The following is a 14,509-nucleotide window of genomic DNA, read 5'->3' as shown; positions in this document are numbered from 1 at the left end:
GCAGGGGCGAGAGCGAGGGCAAGGGAGAGGGCGAAGGAAAGGGAGAAGGCAAAGGAAAGGGGGAGGGCAAAGGCAAGGGGGAGGGCAAAGGCAAGGGGGAAGGGGGAAAAAGAGGGCGGGCGCTCTCGCTTGGAGCGCCCGCCCGTGCGGCGGGGAAACTAGAGGCCCTGCACCCAGACCCGGTTGACCGCCCCGCCGGCGGTAAAGGAGAAGGTGTACATACACCCGCCAACGGTGTACTGGCTGGGGGATGGGCCCTCTCCGCTGGTCACGGAGCCGGCCTTTTCTTCCAGCAGGGACGCCACCTCCTCGGCATCCTGCCCGGTGAAGTCGACCCCGCCGATCGCCACCCGGGGTTTGGCGTTCTGCGGCGCCTCTACGTCGGCGGGACAGGGGCCGTAAAAGACCTCAAAGCTCTTGACCCGCGCTTCCAGGGTGGGCAGTTCGCCGTTGCCGGTGTTGGCGCAGCCCAGCCGGGCCACCACCTGGCCGTCCCTGCCCATGTAGACCGGCAGCAGGGCGCCGCCGGCATCCATCCGGTCCTCTTCGCTCAGGGGCTGGGTGAAGTCGGGGGAGGTGGAGAGGTCGTACCCCTGCTCCTGCACCTCCAGCAGGATGGTGCTCTTGAAGGCGATCTCCGCCCCGTCGATGCGCACCTGAGCGCTGCCGGCGTCCTTGGCGGTCTCGTCCAGTTTGCCGGTGACTTCCTTTTGGCCGCAGCCGGTCAGGGCCAGGGCCATCCAGGCCGCCAGGGCGGCGGCCAGCCCGCTCCTCCAAACGGTTTGGTGTCTGCGCGTCACCTCCATCACTCCTTTCGCAAAGGGGGCCAAAAGGCCGGGCCCTTCCTTTATCTTCATTATAGCACCACAAAAAGGGGGCAAAAGGTAACAAGTGGTTAAAAAATGGATACAATCCAGTTACAATCTGTACAGGACGACGGACGCGGCGGGGAAGGGGGTGGCCCAGCCCCCTCTTTTTTCTTGACGGACAGCCGGTTTTGCCGTACACTAAAAGGGCTTTCAACACCGAAACAGCAGGGGGATCTGACGTATGCTCTTGGTCGTGGACATCGGCAACACCAACATGGAGTTTGGCATCTTCGAGGGGGAGAAGTTGGCGCACACCTTCCGCCTCTCCACCAACAAGGCCGTCACCTCCGACGAGCTGGGCCTCTTTGTGACCCAGTTTTTCTTCCTGCGGGGGCTCGACCGGCACCGGGTGGAGGACATCGTCATCAGCTCGGTGGTCCCCCAGCTCAACTACACCGTCATCAACTCCATCAAAAAGTACTTCGACAAGCCCCCCCTGCTGGTGGGGGAGAACCTGCCGGTGGAGATCGATAACCGCTACGGCAACCCTGGCGAGGTGGGGGCCGACCGGCTGGTGACCGCGGTGGCCGCCTACCACAAATACGGCGGCCCCCTCATCGTGGTGGATTTCGGCACCGCCACCACCTTCGACGTGGTCACTTCCGACGGGGCCTACCTGGGGGGGGCCATCTTCCCCGGGCTCAAGGTCTCGATGGACGCCCTGGTGGAGCGGGCGGCCAAGCTGCCCCGGGTGGAGATCGTCCCCCCCGAGCAGGCCATCGGCACCTCCACCGTCGCCAGCATGCAGAGCGGCATCATCTACGGCTATGCCGGCGCGGTGGACAACATCGTCCAGAAGTTGGAGGAACAGTTGGGGCAGAAGGCCCGGGTGGTGGCCACCGGCGGGCTGGCCAAAACGGTGAGCCAGGCCTACCGGGGGTTCACCGCCATCGACAAGACCCTGATCCTCGACGGCATCAAGGTCCTCTACGACCGCCGGAAGGCGGGGGCGTAGAAGGCCCTGCCTGCCGAGCAAAAAGGCGCTGCGGAGATTTGTCCGCAGCGCCTTTTTTGGTTGGTGCCGATGTGAGGGCCGGGCGGTGGGGCCATCTGCCAGAAGGGCGGTTTGCCCCCCAGGATGCAGAACGCCCGGGCAGGAAGAGGGGGCGCCGGTCATCTCCCCGCCGCAATGGCGCCGAAGGTGCCCGAGGACCTGCCCGGTGATAAATTGCTGCTGGCCAGGCCGCCGGGGAGATGCCTCCGGCTGACCTTTTGAAGGCGCTGTGAGCGAGGGGAGGGGGGACCATCCCCGAGACGGTCTGACCGCTGCCGAATATCCCGTCTTCACCCGCGCGTCGGCGGGCGGTGGCCGGGGAAGGCGGCTGCCGGGGCAGAGGCAGGGGAAAGAGCGAGGATAGAAGGCGCTGGGCGAGGGGGGATGGGCGGGGACAAAGAAATGGGAGACCCCCTCGCGCGGCCGAAGCGGCCGCCCGAAGTCCTTTCGAGCGGGCAGAGGGGAAGGCGGGCGAGACGCATGGCGGCGAAGGCCCCCTCTCCCACATTGTCCGGGGGGGAGAGGGCTGAGACGGGAAGAGGGGCGCCGCCCGCAGGCAGCGCCCCTCTCTCGGTGGCAAGGTGGGTGGGGGAAGGGGACTAGACCCGCTTCACGCCCAATTCCACCGCCTCGCCGTTGATGTCCCAGGACTTGGCGTACCCCTCGGGCTCGCCGCAGGCAAAGCCGTCGGCCAGCACGTCGGAGGCGATCTCGTCCCAGTTTTTGCGGGCGATGTCGGCCAGCTTCTCGCTGCCCTTCAGGGTGACGGTGATGTGGTCCATCACGTTGAAGTCGGCCTCTTTGCGCATGGTCTGCAGCTTGCTCACCAGCTCTCTCACATACCCCTCCTCGATGAGTGCGGGGGTGAGGGCGGTGTCGATGGCCACGGTGATGCCGCCGTCCTGCACGGTATAAAAGCCCTCGGTCTGCTTGGTCTCGATGAGCAGGTCATCGGCGGTGAGGGCGACCTCTCCGTCGGCCAGGGCCAGCTTCAGCTCGCCATTGGCGTCCAGCTCGGCCTTGGCGGCGGAGCCGTCCAGCCCGGCCAGGGCGGTGCGGATCTCGCCCAGCTTCTTGCCGTATTTGGGGCCCAGGGTCTTGAGCTGGGGCTTGAAGGTGTAGGAGGTGAAACGGCTGGCGTCCTCCACAAAGGTGACGGCCTTCAAGTTGAGCTCCTCCTCCACGATCTGGCGGTAGTACTCCTCCAGCGCGGCCGGGGCCTGCACGAACATGTTTTGCAGGGGCTGCCGGTTTTTGATGGCGGCGCCGTTGCGGGCCGAGCGGCCCAGCACCACGATCTGCAGCACCAGGTCCATGTTGCGCTCCAACTCGCTGTCGATGAGGGAGCCGTCCACCGCCGGGAAGTCGCAGAGGTGGATGCTTTCGGGGGCCGAGCGGTCCACGGTGCGCACCAGGTTTTGGTAGATCTCCTCGGTGATGAAGGGGACCATGGGGGCGGCCGCCTTGCAGCAGTTCACCAGGGCGGTGTAGAGGGTCATGTAGGCGTTCACCTTGTCCTGCCCCATCCCCACGGCCCAGAAGCGCTCCCTGCTGCGGCGGACATACCAGTTGCTCATGTCGTCCACAAACTCCTGCAGGGCGCGGGCGGCCTCGGGGATGCGGTAGTTTTGCAGGCTCTCGTCCACGGTGCGGATCATGGTGTTGAGTTTGGAGAGCAGCCAGCGGTCCATCACCGAGAGCTTTTCGGGCTCCAGCTTGTGCTGGGTGGGGTCGAACCGGTCGATGTCGGCGTAGAGGACGAAGAAGGCGTAGGTGTTCCAGAGGGTGCCCATGAACTTGCGCTGTCCCTCCCGCACGGCCTTGCCGTGGAAGCGGTTGGGCAGCCAGGGGGCGGAGTTTGCGTAGAAGTACCAGCGGATGGCGTCGGCCCCGTAGGTCTCCAGCGCGTCGAAGGGGTCCACCGCGTTGCCCTTGGACTTGGACATCTTCTGGCCGTTTTCATCCTGCACATGGCCCAGGACGATGACGTTTTTGTAGGGGGCCTTGTTGAACACCAGGGTGGAGATGGCCAGCAGGGAGTAGAACCACCCGCGGGTCTGGTCCACCGCCTCGGAGATGAAGTCGGCGGGGAACTGCTGCTCGAACAGCTCCTTGTTCTCAAACGGGTAGTGGTGCTGGGCAAAGGGCATGGAGCCGGAGTCGAACCAGCAGTCGATGACCTCGGGCACCCGCTTCATCTGCTTGCCGCAGTGGGGGCAGGTGATGGTGACCGCGTCGATATAGGGGCGGTGCAGCTCGATGTCCTCCGGGCAGTTGGGGGAGAGACTCCGCAGCTCCTCGATGCTGCCGACGGCGTGCCGGTGGCCGCACTCGCACTCCCAGATGTTGAGGGGGGTGCCCCAGTAGCGGTTGCGGCTGATGCCCCAGTCCTGCACGTTTTCCAGCCAGTCGCCGAAGCGGCCCTTGCCGATGGACTCGGGGATCCAGTTGATGGTGTCGTTGTTGCGGATCAAGTCGTCCTTGACGGCGGTCATCTTGATGAACCAGGAGTCGCGGGCGTAGTAGATGAGAGGGGTGTCGCAGCGCCAGCAGTGGGGATAGCTGTGCTCAAAGGTGGGGGCGGAGAAGAGAAGGCCCCGCTCCTCCAGGTTTTTGAGGACCTCTTTGTCGGCGTCCTTGCAGAACATCCCCGCCCAGAGGGTCTCCTTGGTCATCTGGCCCTTGCCGTCCACCAGCTGCACAAAGGGCAGGCCGTACTTGCGGCCCACGTTGGCGTCGTCCTCGCCGAAGGCGGGGGCGATGTGGACGATGCCGGTGCCGTCGGTGAGGGTGACGTAGCCGTCACAGGTGACGTACCAGCACTTCTCTTTGGGCTGCACAAAATCAAAGAGGGGCTCGTACTCCTTGTACTCCAGCTCCCGGCCGGTGAAGTGCTCGAGCACGGTGTAGCCCTGCTCGCCCAGCACGCTCTCGCAGAGGGCGGCGGCCAGGTAGTAGCGCTCCCCCCCGCTCTCCACCTTGACGTAGTCCTCGTCGGGGTGGACGCAGAGGGCCACGTTGGAGGGGAGGGTCCAGGGGGTGGTGGTCCAGGCCAGGATATAGGCGTCCTCCCCCTTGGCCTTGAACTTGGCGATGGCCGAGCGCTCCTTCACGTCTTTGTAGCCCTGGGCCACCTCGTGGGAGGAGAGGGGGGTGCCGCAGCGGGGGCAGTAGGGGACGATCTTGAAGCCCTTGTAGAGCAGCCCCTTCTCCCAAATCTGCTTGAGGGCCCACCACTCGGACTCGATGAAGTTGTTGTCGTAGGTGACGTAGGGGTGCTCCATGTCGGCCCAGAAGCCGACGGTGGCGGAGAAGTCCTCCCACATCCCCTTGTACTTCCAGACGCTCTCCTTGCAGCGCTTGAGGAAGGGCTCGAGGCCGTACTCCTCGATCTGCTCCTTGCCGTCCAGGCCCAGCTCCTTTTCCACCTCCAGCTCCACCGGCAGGCCGTGGGTGTCCCAGCCGGCCTTGCGGGGGACCATGTAGCCCTTCATGGTGCGGTAGCGGGGGATCATGTCCTTGATGACCCGGGTCAGCACGTGGCCGATGTGGGGCTTGCCGTTGGCGGTGGGGGGGCCGTCGTAGAAGGTGTAGGTCTCGCCCTCCTTGCGGCTGTCGATGCTCTTTTCAAAGATGTGTTCTCTTTCCCAGAACTGCTCGACGTCCTTCTCCCGCTCCACAAAGTTGAGATCTGTGGGCACCTTGTTGTACATCTTTCCAAAACCTCCAATGCTTTCTTTCGTGCGCTGCGAAAGGTGAATCTATGGAAACGCGCAAACCGACAAAAAAGCCCCCGCCCTGCAAAACAGGACGAAGGCCGAATGCGCTTCGCTGTACCACCTATTGCAACATACCAACATATGCGTTCCCGATAACGGCGGAAAACCGGCGAAGCCTACTCGGTCGCCCTTTCAGCTTGCAACTCTAGAGGGATGTTCCGAGAGAAACGACTGGCGCCGGGCTCCCACTCCCCCCGGCTCGCTGTGGCGTTTGTTTCAAACGTACTGTCTCTATCATCGTCTTTGGCTATTTCTCCTACATTGTAATACAGCGGGGCAAAAACGTCAAACCCCTTTTGTGAAAAAAGGGGAAAAAGGCGGTGATTTTTTGTTTGGATGGCTAAAATCCATGAAACGGGGGCCCACAGGGGCCAAAAAAGGGGGAGACGACGTGAACAGACGGGCGGTCCTCTACACCGGCATGCGCTTGGACGGGTCTATCGCCGACCGGGCCGGAGGGGCGGGCTGGATGGCGGGGACGGGTCGCAGCCCGGGTGCAGGGACAGCGACCCCGATTTTTACAGAGGGGTGGGCGCAGTGGCGAGGGGGGGGCCGCACCCACCGCCAAATCGCGGAGGAGCTCTCCCCCGGGCGGTGGCCCTACCCGGAGAAGGAGTCCTTCGTGCTCACCCGCCGGCAAAGCGGGGAGAGGCGACCTTTGTCGACGGCCCCCCGGACCGGCCGATCGAGCGGCGGCGGGAGGGAGGGGGACATCTGGGTCTGCGGCGGAGCGGAGCTGGCCCGCCGGTTGGCGGCGGCGGACTGCATCGACCGCTACCACCTCTCGGTGCTGCCGAGCTTGCTGGGGGTGGGGCTTTCTCTCTTTGGCGGGCTGGGGGGCGAGCGCCCGCTGCGGCTGGTGTCGGCCGAACGGTACAACGGGATCGTCGACCTGGTGTACGAGCGGCGGGGAGAGGCAGCTCTTTTATAGGGGATGACAAAAAATGGGGCCCCATTTCGGCACTCTGTCGAAAAAACCGTTTTGATATTGGCGGGGCCGTCAATTGACAGGGGGACAGCCGGGCTGTTACTCTGGGACTGGACGACGAGACGGCCCGCCGCGGCGGGCGGACGAAAACAAGGGAGGCATTTTTTATGAGAAGACCCCGCCTGTACATCACCGGCCCCCAGTGCTTTTACCCCGGGGGCGAGCACCAGCTGCTCACCATGAAATACCTGGCCGAGGAATACGGCTTTGAGGTCACCAACATCAAGGAGAAGATGGGCTTTGACGACTGCGACCCGGCCACCGGCAAGCAGCCCCTGCGCAAGCTCACCCCCGACTACCTGGACGACTGCGACATCGTGGTGGGGGACGTGAACTTCTTTCGCGGCGGCGAGCCGGAGAGCGGCACCATCTTTGAGCTGGGGGTCGGCTTTGCCCGGGGCAAAAAACTATACAGCTTCACCCGCGACCGGCGGGACGTGATCCACCGCTACCCGGTGGGCCAGCTCTGTCCCGACGGGAAGATCCTCGACGAGCATGGGATGGGCTACGCCACCGCCCACACCGCCGGCAACCTGATGTACATGGTCCCCTCAAAGATCGTGGAGGGCGATTTTGAGGCCTGCCTCAAGACCATTGTCATGGACTTGATCGAAGAGGCCAAGGACCGCGGCCAGCGCATCGTCCCCCGGCAGGACCTGCGCGCCAAGTCCACCTGGCCCCTGGGGGAGCTGCCCCGGGCCTACCTGGCCGGGTTCGAGTGCTTCCTTTTAAACGCCAGGGAGGTGGGCGACCGGATGAAGGCCTTTGCTCTGGACCACGGGGTGGAGGGCATCTTCCCCCCCGACGAGGCGCCCGGCCTTAAGGAGCCCGAGGACATGAGCGACGTCTACACCCGCTCGGCCTTCTACTTTGACCGCGACCAGCTGCACATCCGCAACAGCAACATGGTCATCGCCAACCTCAACCCCTATCACGGCCACGAGCCCGACAGCGGCACCGTCTTCGAGAGCGGGATGAGCTTTGGCCTGGGCTACCGCTGCTACTGCTTCCTCTCGGACGGGCGGGAGCTCATAGAAAAGGTGCCCTGCAACCTGGGGGAGGACGGCATCTACCGGGACATCGAGGGGTACCGGGTGGAGAACTGCGGCCAGCCCCTGGCCTCTATCATCGCCTCCAACATGACGGTGGTGGTGGGCGGCTTTAAAGACGCCATCCTGAAGGTGGAAGAGGATACCGAGCGGCTGAAGAGAGGGGAGTAGACGGGGTGGCCCGAGAGATGCGCCGACAGCGGCAGGCCCTTTCCAGAGAGGGCTGTGAGGCTGTTTTGCGCCGGGGGACCTCCGGGGTGCTGGCGGTGGCGGGGGAGGACGGCTACCCCTATGCCGTGCCCCTGAGCTATGTCTTTGACGGGGAGCGGATCTACTTTCACTGCGCCCCGGTCGGGCAGAAGCTGGACGCCATTGCCAGGGAGGAGCGGGTCTCCTTCTGCGTCATCGACCAGGACCGGGTGGTGCCCCAGGAGTACACCACCTATTTTCGCAGCGCCATCGCCTTTGGCAGGGCGCGGGTGCTGCGGGAGGAGGGGGAGAAGCGGGCCGCCCTGGAACGGCTGGCGGCCAAGTACTCCCCCCAGCAGCCGGAGGGCCGCCGGCGGGAGATCGAGCGGCTCTTCGACCAGGTCTGCGCGGTGGAACTGCGCATCGAGCGGCTGAGCGGGAAGGAAGCCATCGAGCTGGTGGAAGGGCGCTGAGGCGATAAATGGAGAAAAGGAGCGGCAAGAGTTGCTCCTTTTTTTCTATTAAACAGTGGTGGTTGTCACAGCGTGAGCGCGCTCCTGCGCAAAGGCGGAAGAACGTGTCCTGTTTTGACTGGAGGAACAAAGAAGTCGGAGCAGAGCGGCTCTTGTTCCGACATGGATTTGTACTACCGAGCAATAGATGGTGGGCGGAAAACAAGACGCACCCCACAGAAGGGAGGTGTACCTTGGGAGCGGTGGCTGGCCGCCGGGGAGCGTGGACAAAAGGCTGCCAAACCAAAACATGGGTGCAAAGCAAAGCGCACCCCACAAAGTGAGGTGCGCGTCTTGGGTGCAGGCCCAGCCTGCTGGGAAGCGCGGACAAATAGATGTCTGTTCCGGCGCAGGTGCAAAAGAAAACACACCCCACAAAGTGAGGTGTGCGACTTGGGTGCGGCAGCTTGCCGCTGGAGCTACTGGCCGGACTCGAACCGGCGGCCTGCGCATTACGAGTGCGCTGCTCTACCAACTGAGCCACAGTAGCGTCGTTTGCCGGCCGAAGTCGGCGCTCTCTATTATCGCGTATTTTTTTGCTTTCGTCAAGGGGCAGGGGTTTAAAAATGGAGAGCAATCGTATATAATAAGCATGTCAGACCAACCATTTCCAGTTGAGTGGAGGGCCCCATGCGCAGACGATCCAAGCTCTTTTCGACCCCTCAAGTGCATATCGTCCCCAAGGGTGGGCGCGCCCGGCGCGCGCTGGTCCTCTCTTTGGGGGCGTTTCTCTGTGTCTGCCTGGCCGCCCTTCTCTGGCCTCGGGGGGAGGGGCAGAAAAACCCCAAACAGGGCGAGGCCAACGCCTACCGGCAGGACGGCAGCTCCAGCGCTTCCACCGCCGTGGGGGGAGAGGAGGGGTTTGCCCCCCTGCTCCCCCTGCGGGACGCCCAGCGGGCCCGCTACTTTAAAGATGCGGTCTTTGTGGGCGACGGACTCACCGCCCAACTGGCCGGGGCGGGGGCCTTTGGGGGAAACGGCACCTTCCTCTCCTCCGAGCGGCTCAACCCCACCCTGCTCCAGTCGGGGCGGCTCTTTTCTTCCGGGGGGGCGGAGGACGCCACCGCCCTGGCGGCCATCAAGGCGGCCGATCCGGGCAAGATCTACCTGCTGGTGGGGGCCAACGGGGTCTCCTGGCTCTCGGCCGAGGACATGGTCAAATCCCTGGGCGACTTTGTCGACCGGCTGCGCCAGCAGCACCCCAAGGCGACCATCGTCCTCTCGACCCTGCCCTATTTCGACGCCGCCACCCAGGGGGATCACCCCAACTACCAAAACACCAAGGTGGAGGAGTACAACCGCCAACTGAGCGCCCTCTGCGCCGAAAAAGAGGTCTATCTGCTGGACAGCGCCCAGGTGCTTTCAGGGGCCTATGCCGTGGGGCTGCGGGACGGTTCCCTCACCCTGGCCGACGGGGCGGCCGACGCCTGGGCCGACTACATCTTCACCCACACAGCCGGATGAGCCGGCAGACCGAAACACCTGTTTGAGAGGGGAATCGCCATGACCTTTGAATGTTGGTCCATCATCATTATCGTCTGCGCCATCTGCGTGATCGAGGTGCGCACCGGCCGCAACAACTACGCCCTGCCGGTGATCCCCATCGTCATCGTCCCCGCCGCCCACCTGTTGGGGATGGCGTTTTCCACCCGCCTGTCCCGCCTGGTGGGAGCGCTGCGGCCGATGCAGTGGTATTTGATTTTGATGGTGGTGGCCCTGGCGCTGGCCTGCGGGCTGATCGCCCTGCTGTCTCAAGCCATCCTCTCCAAGCGCACCCGCAACGCCCACCTGATCCTGGGCATCGGCTTTTCGGTGATCCTGGCACTGATTTTGATTTTGGACACCATCTCCCTCTAGCGCGCCAACAGTTTTAAAAATTTGCCCTCGGCCCTCCTGTGGCCGGGGGCTTTTTGCGCGTGGGAGAGAGGGAGGGCGGCGCTCGGTTTTTCTCTGGTGGCTTTTTTGCCTGGGGGAAAGGGGGGCGGGCAGAGGAGGAGTGCTCTTTTGAGGAAGAGGGATGTGCCTGCCCATCGACATTCTCTCGACAGCGCTTCTCTTTGCCTGGGAGAAGGAAAAAGGGAGGGGTGAACGGTCTCGCCAATGCGCGGAAGGGGCCGCCTGTGCAGACCTTTTGCCGTGGGAAAGAGGGAACGGGCGGGGACGAAAGTGTCATCTCTGGCGCAGAGGGAGGCTATCCGACAGTGTTCTCCCGACCGTGTGTTCTTTTGTATGGGAAGGGGAAAAGAGGGCGGGGGGTGCACCTTTTTGCCCCAGGGGGACGGCCCATTCATCGCTGCTTTTTTCGCGCTATGGCCTTTTGGTGGGCAGAGGGGGGAAGATGGCCGGCTGGCTGCTTCTTACTGGTGGGCGGCAAGCGGCGGGAGCGGTCCCCTCTGTCTTGCCCCGCCTGTTCTTTTGGAAGCCATTCTGCCCGCGATCCAAAGGGTGGTTCGGTGGGGAGACATCCCTTTGAGCGGGGGCTGTCCTGCGCCTCTCGCCGTCCCCCGCCCCGTCGTTTTGGGGTGGGGGATTTGCCCTGCCTTTCCCTACCCTCTCTGCCCGGAGCGCTGCGGGCGGGGAAAGGCGCCTGCTGTTTGCGGGGAGGTCTGCGGGCTTTTGCTCCCGGCGCTCGACGGCGGTCCGCGCCCTTTTTGGGGCGGTTTTGCGGCGATTTTCCAAGCGGGTCCTTGTCACCGGCAGGATTGGGGAGCAATCTCTTTCAGGGGGGAGGGATTTGGGGGGAGGACGAAAAGGGAGGATAGGAGCGCCGCTTCCCGACCGTGTCTGCGGCGGTGGGACAAAAAAACGGCCCGCGCCCGGTGGGGGCGGAGCCGTCGGCGTGATGGGGGCGGGGGCGGACCTAGAGGGAGAAGTCCTCGGGCGAGAAGCGGGGCTGGGGCGGCCGGGGACGCGGCTCCCTTTTGAGGGGGTCGTAGAGGAATTTTTTGCAGGAGTAGTAGGGGGAGACCACCCCTTTTTTGATGCAGAGGATCATCTGTTCCCCCGGCGCGGCCTTGCCGTGCTGGCAGTAGATGCAGTTGGGCTCGATCTTCTTTCCAAACAGTTTGGGCCGAAACACGGCGCTCCCCCCTCTCGTCTTTTTACCTATTGTAACAAGGGGGGGCCTATTTGTCCAGCAGCACCCGGCTCTTGCGGGAGAGGGTGAAGAGGGCCGCCAGGCAGAACAGCAGCAGCAAAACCGAGGTGAGGGGGGCGTTGACCGTCCCGTCCAGCCGGGGCGGGGTGGAGGAGAAAAAGACGTCCGCCGCCGGGGAGGGGAGGAGCTCAAAGAAGAGGGAGAAGAGCCCCAACACCAGCCCCCCACAGAGCAGCCGCGCCCCCAGCAGCTTGCCGATGGAGGCGAGGTCGCCCAGGCAAAACTGCATCTGGCAGACCGCCGAGAGGCCGCAAAACCCCAGGAAGAAGGCCGCCAGATAGGGCCCCAGCCGCCCCGGCAGGGCGGCGGCGATGAGGCAGCCGCTGGTGATTTCGAGGAGCCCGGAGAGGAGGGCCTTCCCCCCGTCGGGCAGGGGGAGACAGCCGCCCAGCAGTTGCAGCAGGGCCGAAAAGAGGATGACATAGCCGCAGATGGAGAGCAGCGACTGCACCGAGCTGCTCACCGCCTGCACAAAGACCGCCGAAAAGGGCTCGAACCGGCGGGGCTGATGGGTGGAGGCGGGGGCGCGCCCCTTCCCCCCTTTTTTGGACCCCCGGCGGGAGAGGAGGGTCCCGGTGAGGACGGCCCCCAGCACCGAGCAGAGGTAGAGGACCGCCCCCAACTGCATGCTGTGAAACATCCCGCCCCCGACCCCGGTGATGACGAAGGCCGGGGCCGGGGCCACGCAGAAGAGGGCCAGCCGCCGGGCCTCCTCCCGGTCCAGTTCCCCTCGGTCCACCGCCCCCCGCAGCAGCTTGGGCCCCACCGGAAAGCCGCCGATCATGGCCATGGAGAAGATGGCCCCGCCCTGCCGACCGCTGCGAAAGAGGAAGCGGCTGACGGGGGAGAAGAGGGACTCCAGCGCCAGGGAGAGGCGGGAGCCCATGATGAGGTGGGAGACCACCAGAAAGGGGAAGAGGGCGGGGATGATGACCTGATAGCAGGAGGTGAGCCCCCGCAGGATGCCGTCCTTGGCGTAGCTGCCCCGAAAGAGGATGCCCCACAGCAGGAGGATACAGAGGCTGCCCTGCCAGAGGTCCCTCGCCCCCGCTTTGATCCGCTCCATTCGATCCGCTCCTTTATCTTTTTTCGTTTTTCGTGTGTCTGCCCCCGCCGCCCCAGGGGGCGGGGAAGGGCCTTTTTTGGCGGGGCGAAGGGGAGGGGGGATGCCGCCCTCCTTTCGCCCCTGCGGCCGCCCCCGCCTCCCCCTCTTTGCGGGGGGCGGCGGGGGGCAATAATAAAAGCCGCAGCCTGTCAATATATATGAGGGGGAGGGGATCGACATGAACAGACGCAGACCCGCGGGCAAAAAGGCCGAGAAAAAGCCCTTTCGCCTGCTTGTGGATACACAGAAACTGGCCCAGAGCGCCCACCTGACCGACAGCCGCATCGAGATACTGGGCAACACCGAAGCGGTGGTGGAGGGCTGCAAAGGGGTGCTGGAATACGACGAGAACGTCATCGTCCTCAACCTGGGGAAGATGTCGGTGAAATTTGAGGGGGAGGACCTGAGCCTCAAGTGCATGAACGACTCCGACGCGGTGGTGGAGGGGGTGTTTGTCAGCATCGAGTACCTGCGGTGAGAAGAGAGGGGAGAGAGAAGGTTGTATCTGGTTCGATTTATCCGCTGGCTGCTGGGGACGGTCCGGTTCACCCTGCGGGGGATCTTCAGCGAGCGGTTCATCAATTTGGTCTACAAAAACGGCCTGCGCCTCTGGGGCACCCAGAAGCGGGAGGACGGCTTTGACTGCTACACCGTGGCGGGGGACTACAAGCGGATGCACCGGCTGGCCCGGGCCACCGGGGTGCGCATCCGGGTGCAGGAGAAGCGGGGCGCCCCCTTCTGGCTGCACCGCTACCGCAAGCGGGTGGGGGTGGTGCTGGGCATCCTCCTCTTCTGCCTCTTTCTGGGGTGGATGTCCCGGCTGTGCTGGACCATCGAGGTGGTGGGCAACGAGGCGGTGAGCAGCGAGCAGATCGTGCAGGCGGTGGCCGAGTCGGGGATCAAGCGGGGGGCCAACATCAAAAAGATCGACCTCAAGTCGGCCGAGGAGCGCACCATGGTGCTGCTGCCCGGCCTCTCGAGCATCTCCATCAGCAACATGGGCACCACCGTGGTGGTGGAGGTCAAGGAGGTCAGGGAGAAGCTGCCGGTGGTGGACGCCTCGCAGCCCTGCAACCTGGTGGCCGCCAAGAAGGGCCGCATCACCCGGGTGCTGGCGCTGGAGGGGAACGCCACCGTCAAGGTGGGGGAGTACGTCACCGAGGGGCAGCTGCTGGTCACCGGGGTCTACGAGGACCGCTGGGGCAAGGCCCTCTTCAAGCACAGCCAGGGCCAGGTCTTTGCCGAGACCGAGGAGGAGATCACCTTTGAGATCCCCCTCACCGAGCTGGTCAAGACCCCGGTGGGGAAGGTCAAAAACCGCCATGTGCTGGAGATCTTGGGCTTCAAGGTGCCCCTGTTTTTCCCCGGCAAGTTGGAGGGGGACTACCTCTCGGAGGTGGAGCGGCAGGAGCTCTCCCTCTTCGGGCTGACCCTGCCCATCACCTGGCACACCCAGCGCATCACCCCGGTGGAGGTGGGCAGCCGGGAACTGGGCGAGGAGGAGGCCCTCGGGCAGGCCCAGGCCCGCGCCCAGGAGTACGCCGACAGCCACTACCAGGGCAAGGAGGTGCAGATCCGCCAGACCGGCGGCGAGATGGGGGACGGCGCCTTTCGCGCCACCTTCACCCTCACCTGCGAGCAGGACATCGCCCAGGAACAGGCGGTGCAGCGGTAGCGGGGGACGAAATTTGGAATTTTTTCTGAAAATTTCAGAAAAAACCTGTTATAACCCCCAATTGTGTGATATAATGTGCTAGGAATATGTGAACAATTATTAGAATTTCAAACAAAACGTTCAGTTTTTATGCCATATTTTCTAAAATCCGCCCGTGAGAGGGCTATTTGGCGGCAAAGGAGCCCAATCTCC

12 protein-coding genes and 1 tRNA gene are annotated in these 14,509 nt (G+C 64.1%); 8 read left to right on the top strand and 5 right to left on the bottom strand.

The annotated features are described in order from the left end of the window. Positions 1 to 158: 158 nt before the first annotated feature. Positions 159 to 800, bottom strand: coding sequence for a hypothetical protein (locus GT748_RS01525; RefSeq protein ID WP_143161538.1), 642 nt, complete (start codon positions 798 to 800; stop codon positions 159 to 161). 250 nt (positions 801 to 1,050) lie between these two features. On the opposite strand from GT748_RS01525, the gene GT748_RS01520 reads away from it, so the two are divergent. After that, the gene (locus tag GT748_RS01520) at positions 1,051 to 1,824 is read left to right on the top strand and encodes a type III pantothenate kinase (protein WP_021658371.1); all 774 of its coding nucleotides are present in this window, start codon (positions 1,051 to 1,053) and stop codon (positions 1,822 to 1,824) included. A gap of 638 nt (positions 1,825 to 2,462) precedes the next feature. Here GT748_RS01520 and ileS read toward each other — a convergent pair. Further along, positions 2,463 to 5,576 (bottom strand): isoleucine--tRNA ligase, encoded by a 3,114-nt coding sequence (gene ileS / locus GT748_RS01515; RefSeq protein ID WP_021658375.1) that lies wholly within the window; start codon positions 5,574 to 5,576, stop codon positions 2,463 to 2,465. Between the two features lie 457 nt (positions 5,577 to 6,033). On the opposite strand from ileS, the gene GT748_RS01510 reads away from it, so the two are divergent. From GT748_RS01510 to GT748_RS01500, 3 genes are all read left to right on the top strand, one after another. After that, complete coding sequence (locus GT748_RS01510) at positions 6,034 to 6,573, top strand: dihydrofolate reductase family protein (protein ID WP_161222302.1); 540 nt, start codon at positions 6,034 to 6,036, stop codon at positions 6,571 to 6,573. Positions 6,574 to 6,737: 164 nt separating this feature from the next. Continuing rightward, positions 6,738 to 7,850, top strand: a complete 1,113-nt coding sequence (locus tag GT748_RS01505; RefSeq protein WP_021658377.1) for a nucleoside 2-deoxyribosyltransferase — start codon at positions 6,738 to 6,740, stop codon at positions 7,848 to 7,850. A 5-nt stretch (positions 7,851 to 7,855) separates the two neighbouring features. Then, positions 7,856 to 8,341, top strand: a complete 486-nt coding sequence (locus GT748_RS01500; RefSeq protein ID WP_044991939.1) for a pyridoxamine 5'-phosphate oxidase family protein — start codon at positions 7,856 to 7,858, stop codon at positions 8,339 to 8,341. A gap of 453 nt (positions 8,342 to 8,794) precedes the next feature. On the opposite strand, the gene GT748_RS01495 is transcribed toward GT748_RS01500, so the two are convergent. Further along, a tRNA-Thr gene (locus GT748_RS01495) sits at positions 8,795 to 8,870 on the bottom strand. A 140-nt stretch (positions 8,871 to 9,010) separates the two neighbouring features. On the opposite strand from GT748_RS01495, the gene GT748_RS01490 reads away from it, so the two are divergent. Next, positions 9,011 to 9,844, top strand: a complete 834-nt coding sequence (locus tag GT748_RS01490) for an SGNH/GDSL hydrolase family protein (RefSeq protein ID WP_021658379.1) — start codon at positions 9,011 to 9,013, stop codon at positions 9,842 to 9,844. A 39-nt stretch (positions 9,845 to 9,883) separates the two neighbouring features. Continuing rightward, positions 9,884 to 10,237: a hypothetical protein gene (locus tag GT748_RS01485; RefSeq protein ID WP_021658380.1), complete on the top strand. Its 354-nt coding sequence runs from the start codon at positions 9,884 to 9,886 to the stop codon at positions 10,235 to 10,237. Positions 10,238 to 11,240: 1,003 nt separating this feature from the next. On the opposite strand, the gene GT748_RS01480 is transcribed toward GT748_RS01485, so the two are convergent. Both GT748_RS01480 and GT748_RS01475 read right to left on the bottom strand, forming a co-directional pair. Continuing rightward, the gene (locus GT748_RS01480) at positions 11,241 to 11,459 is read right to left on the bottom strand and encodes a hypothetical protein (RefSeq protein ID WP_161222301.1); all 219 of its coding nucleotides are present in this window, start codon (positions 11,457 to 11,459) and stop codon (positions 11,241 to 11,243) included. Between the two features lie 46 nt (positions 11,460 to 11,505). Beyond that, positions 11,506 to 12,603, bottom strand: a complete 1,098-nt coding sequence (locus GT748_RS01475; protein WP_021658384.1) for a hypothetical protein — start codon at positions 12,601 to 12,603, stop codon at positions 11,506 to 11,508. 217 nt (positions 12,604 to 12,820) lie between these two features. On the opposite strand from GT748_RS01475, the gene GT748_RS01470 reads away from it, so the two are divergent. Both GT748_RS01470 and GT748_RS01465 read left to right on the top strand, forming a co-directional pair. Continuing rightward, a complete protein-coding gene (locus GT748_RS01470; RefSeq protein WP_021658386.1) occupies positions 12,821 to 13,120 on the top strand; it encodes a YabP/YqfC family sporulation protein in 300 nt (99 codons plus the stop codon). A 21-nt stretch (positions 13,121 to 13,141) separates the two neighbouring features. Then, positions 13,142 to 14,317 carry a sporulation protein YqfD gene (locus GT748_RS01465; protein ID WP_021658387.1) on the top strand — a complete coding sequence of 392 codons (1,176 nt, stop codon included), beginning with the start codon at positions 13,142 to 13,144 and terminating at the stop codon, positions 14,315 to 14,317. Positions 14,318 to 14,509 lie beyond the last annotated feature (192 nt).

The organism is Bittarella massiliensis (ex Durand et al. 2017), from assembly GCF_009876955.1.
Taxonomy (GTDB): domain Bacteria; phylum Bacillota; class Clostridia; order Oscillospirales; family Ruminococcaceae; genus Bittarella; species Bittarella massiliensis.
The sequence above is the reverse complement of the archived record's forward strand: the minus strand, read 5'-3'. Positions and strand labels throughout refer to the sequence as shown.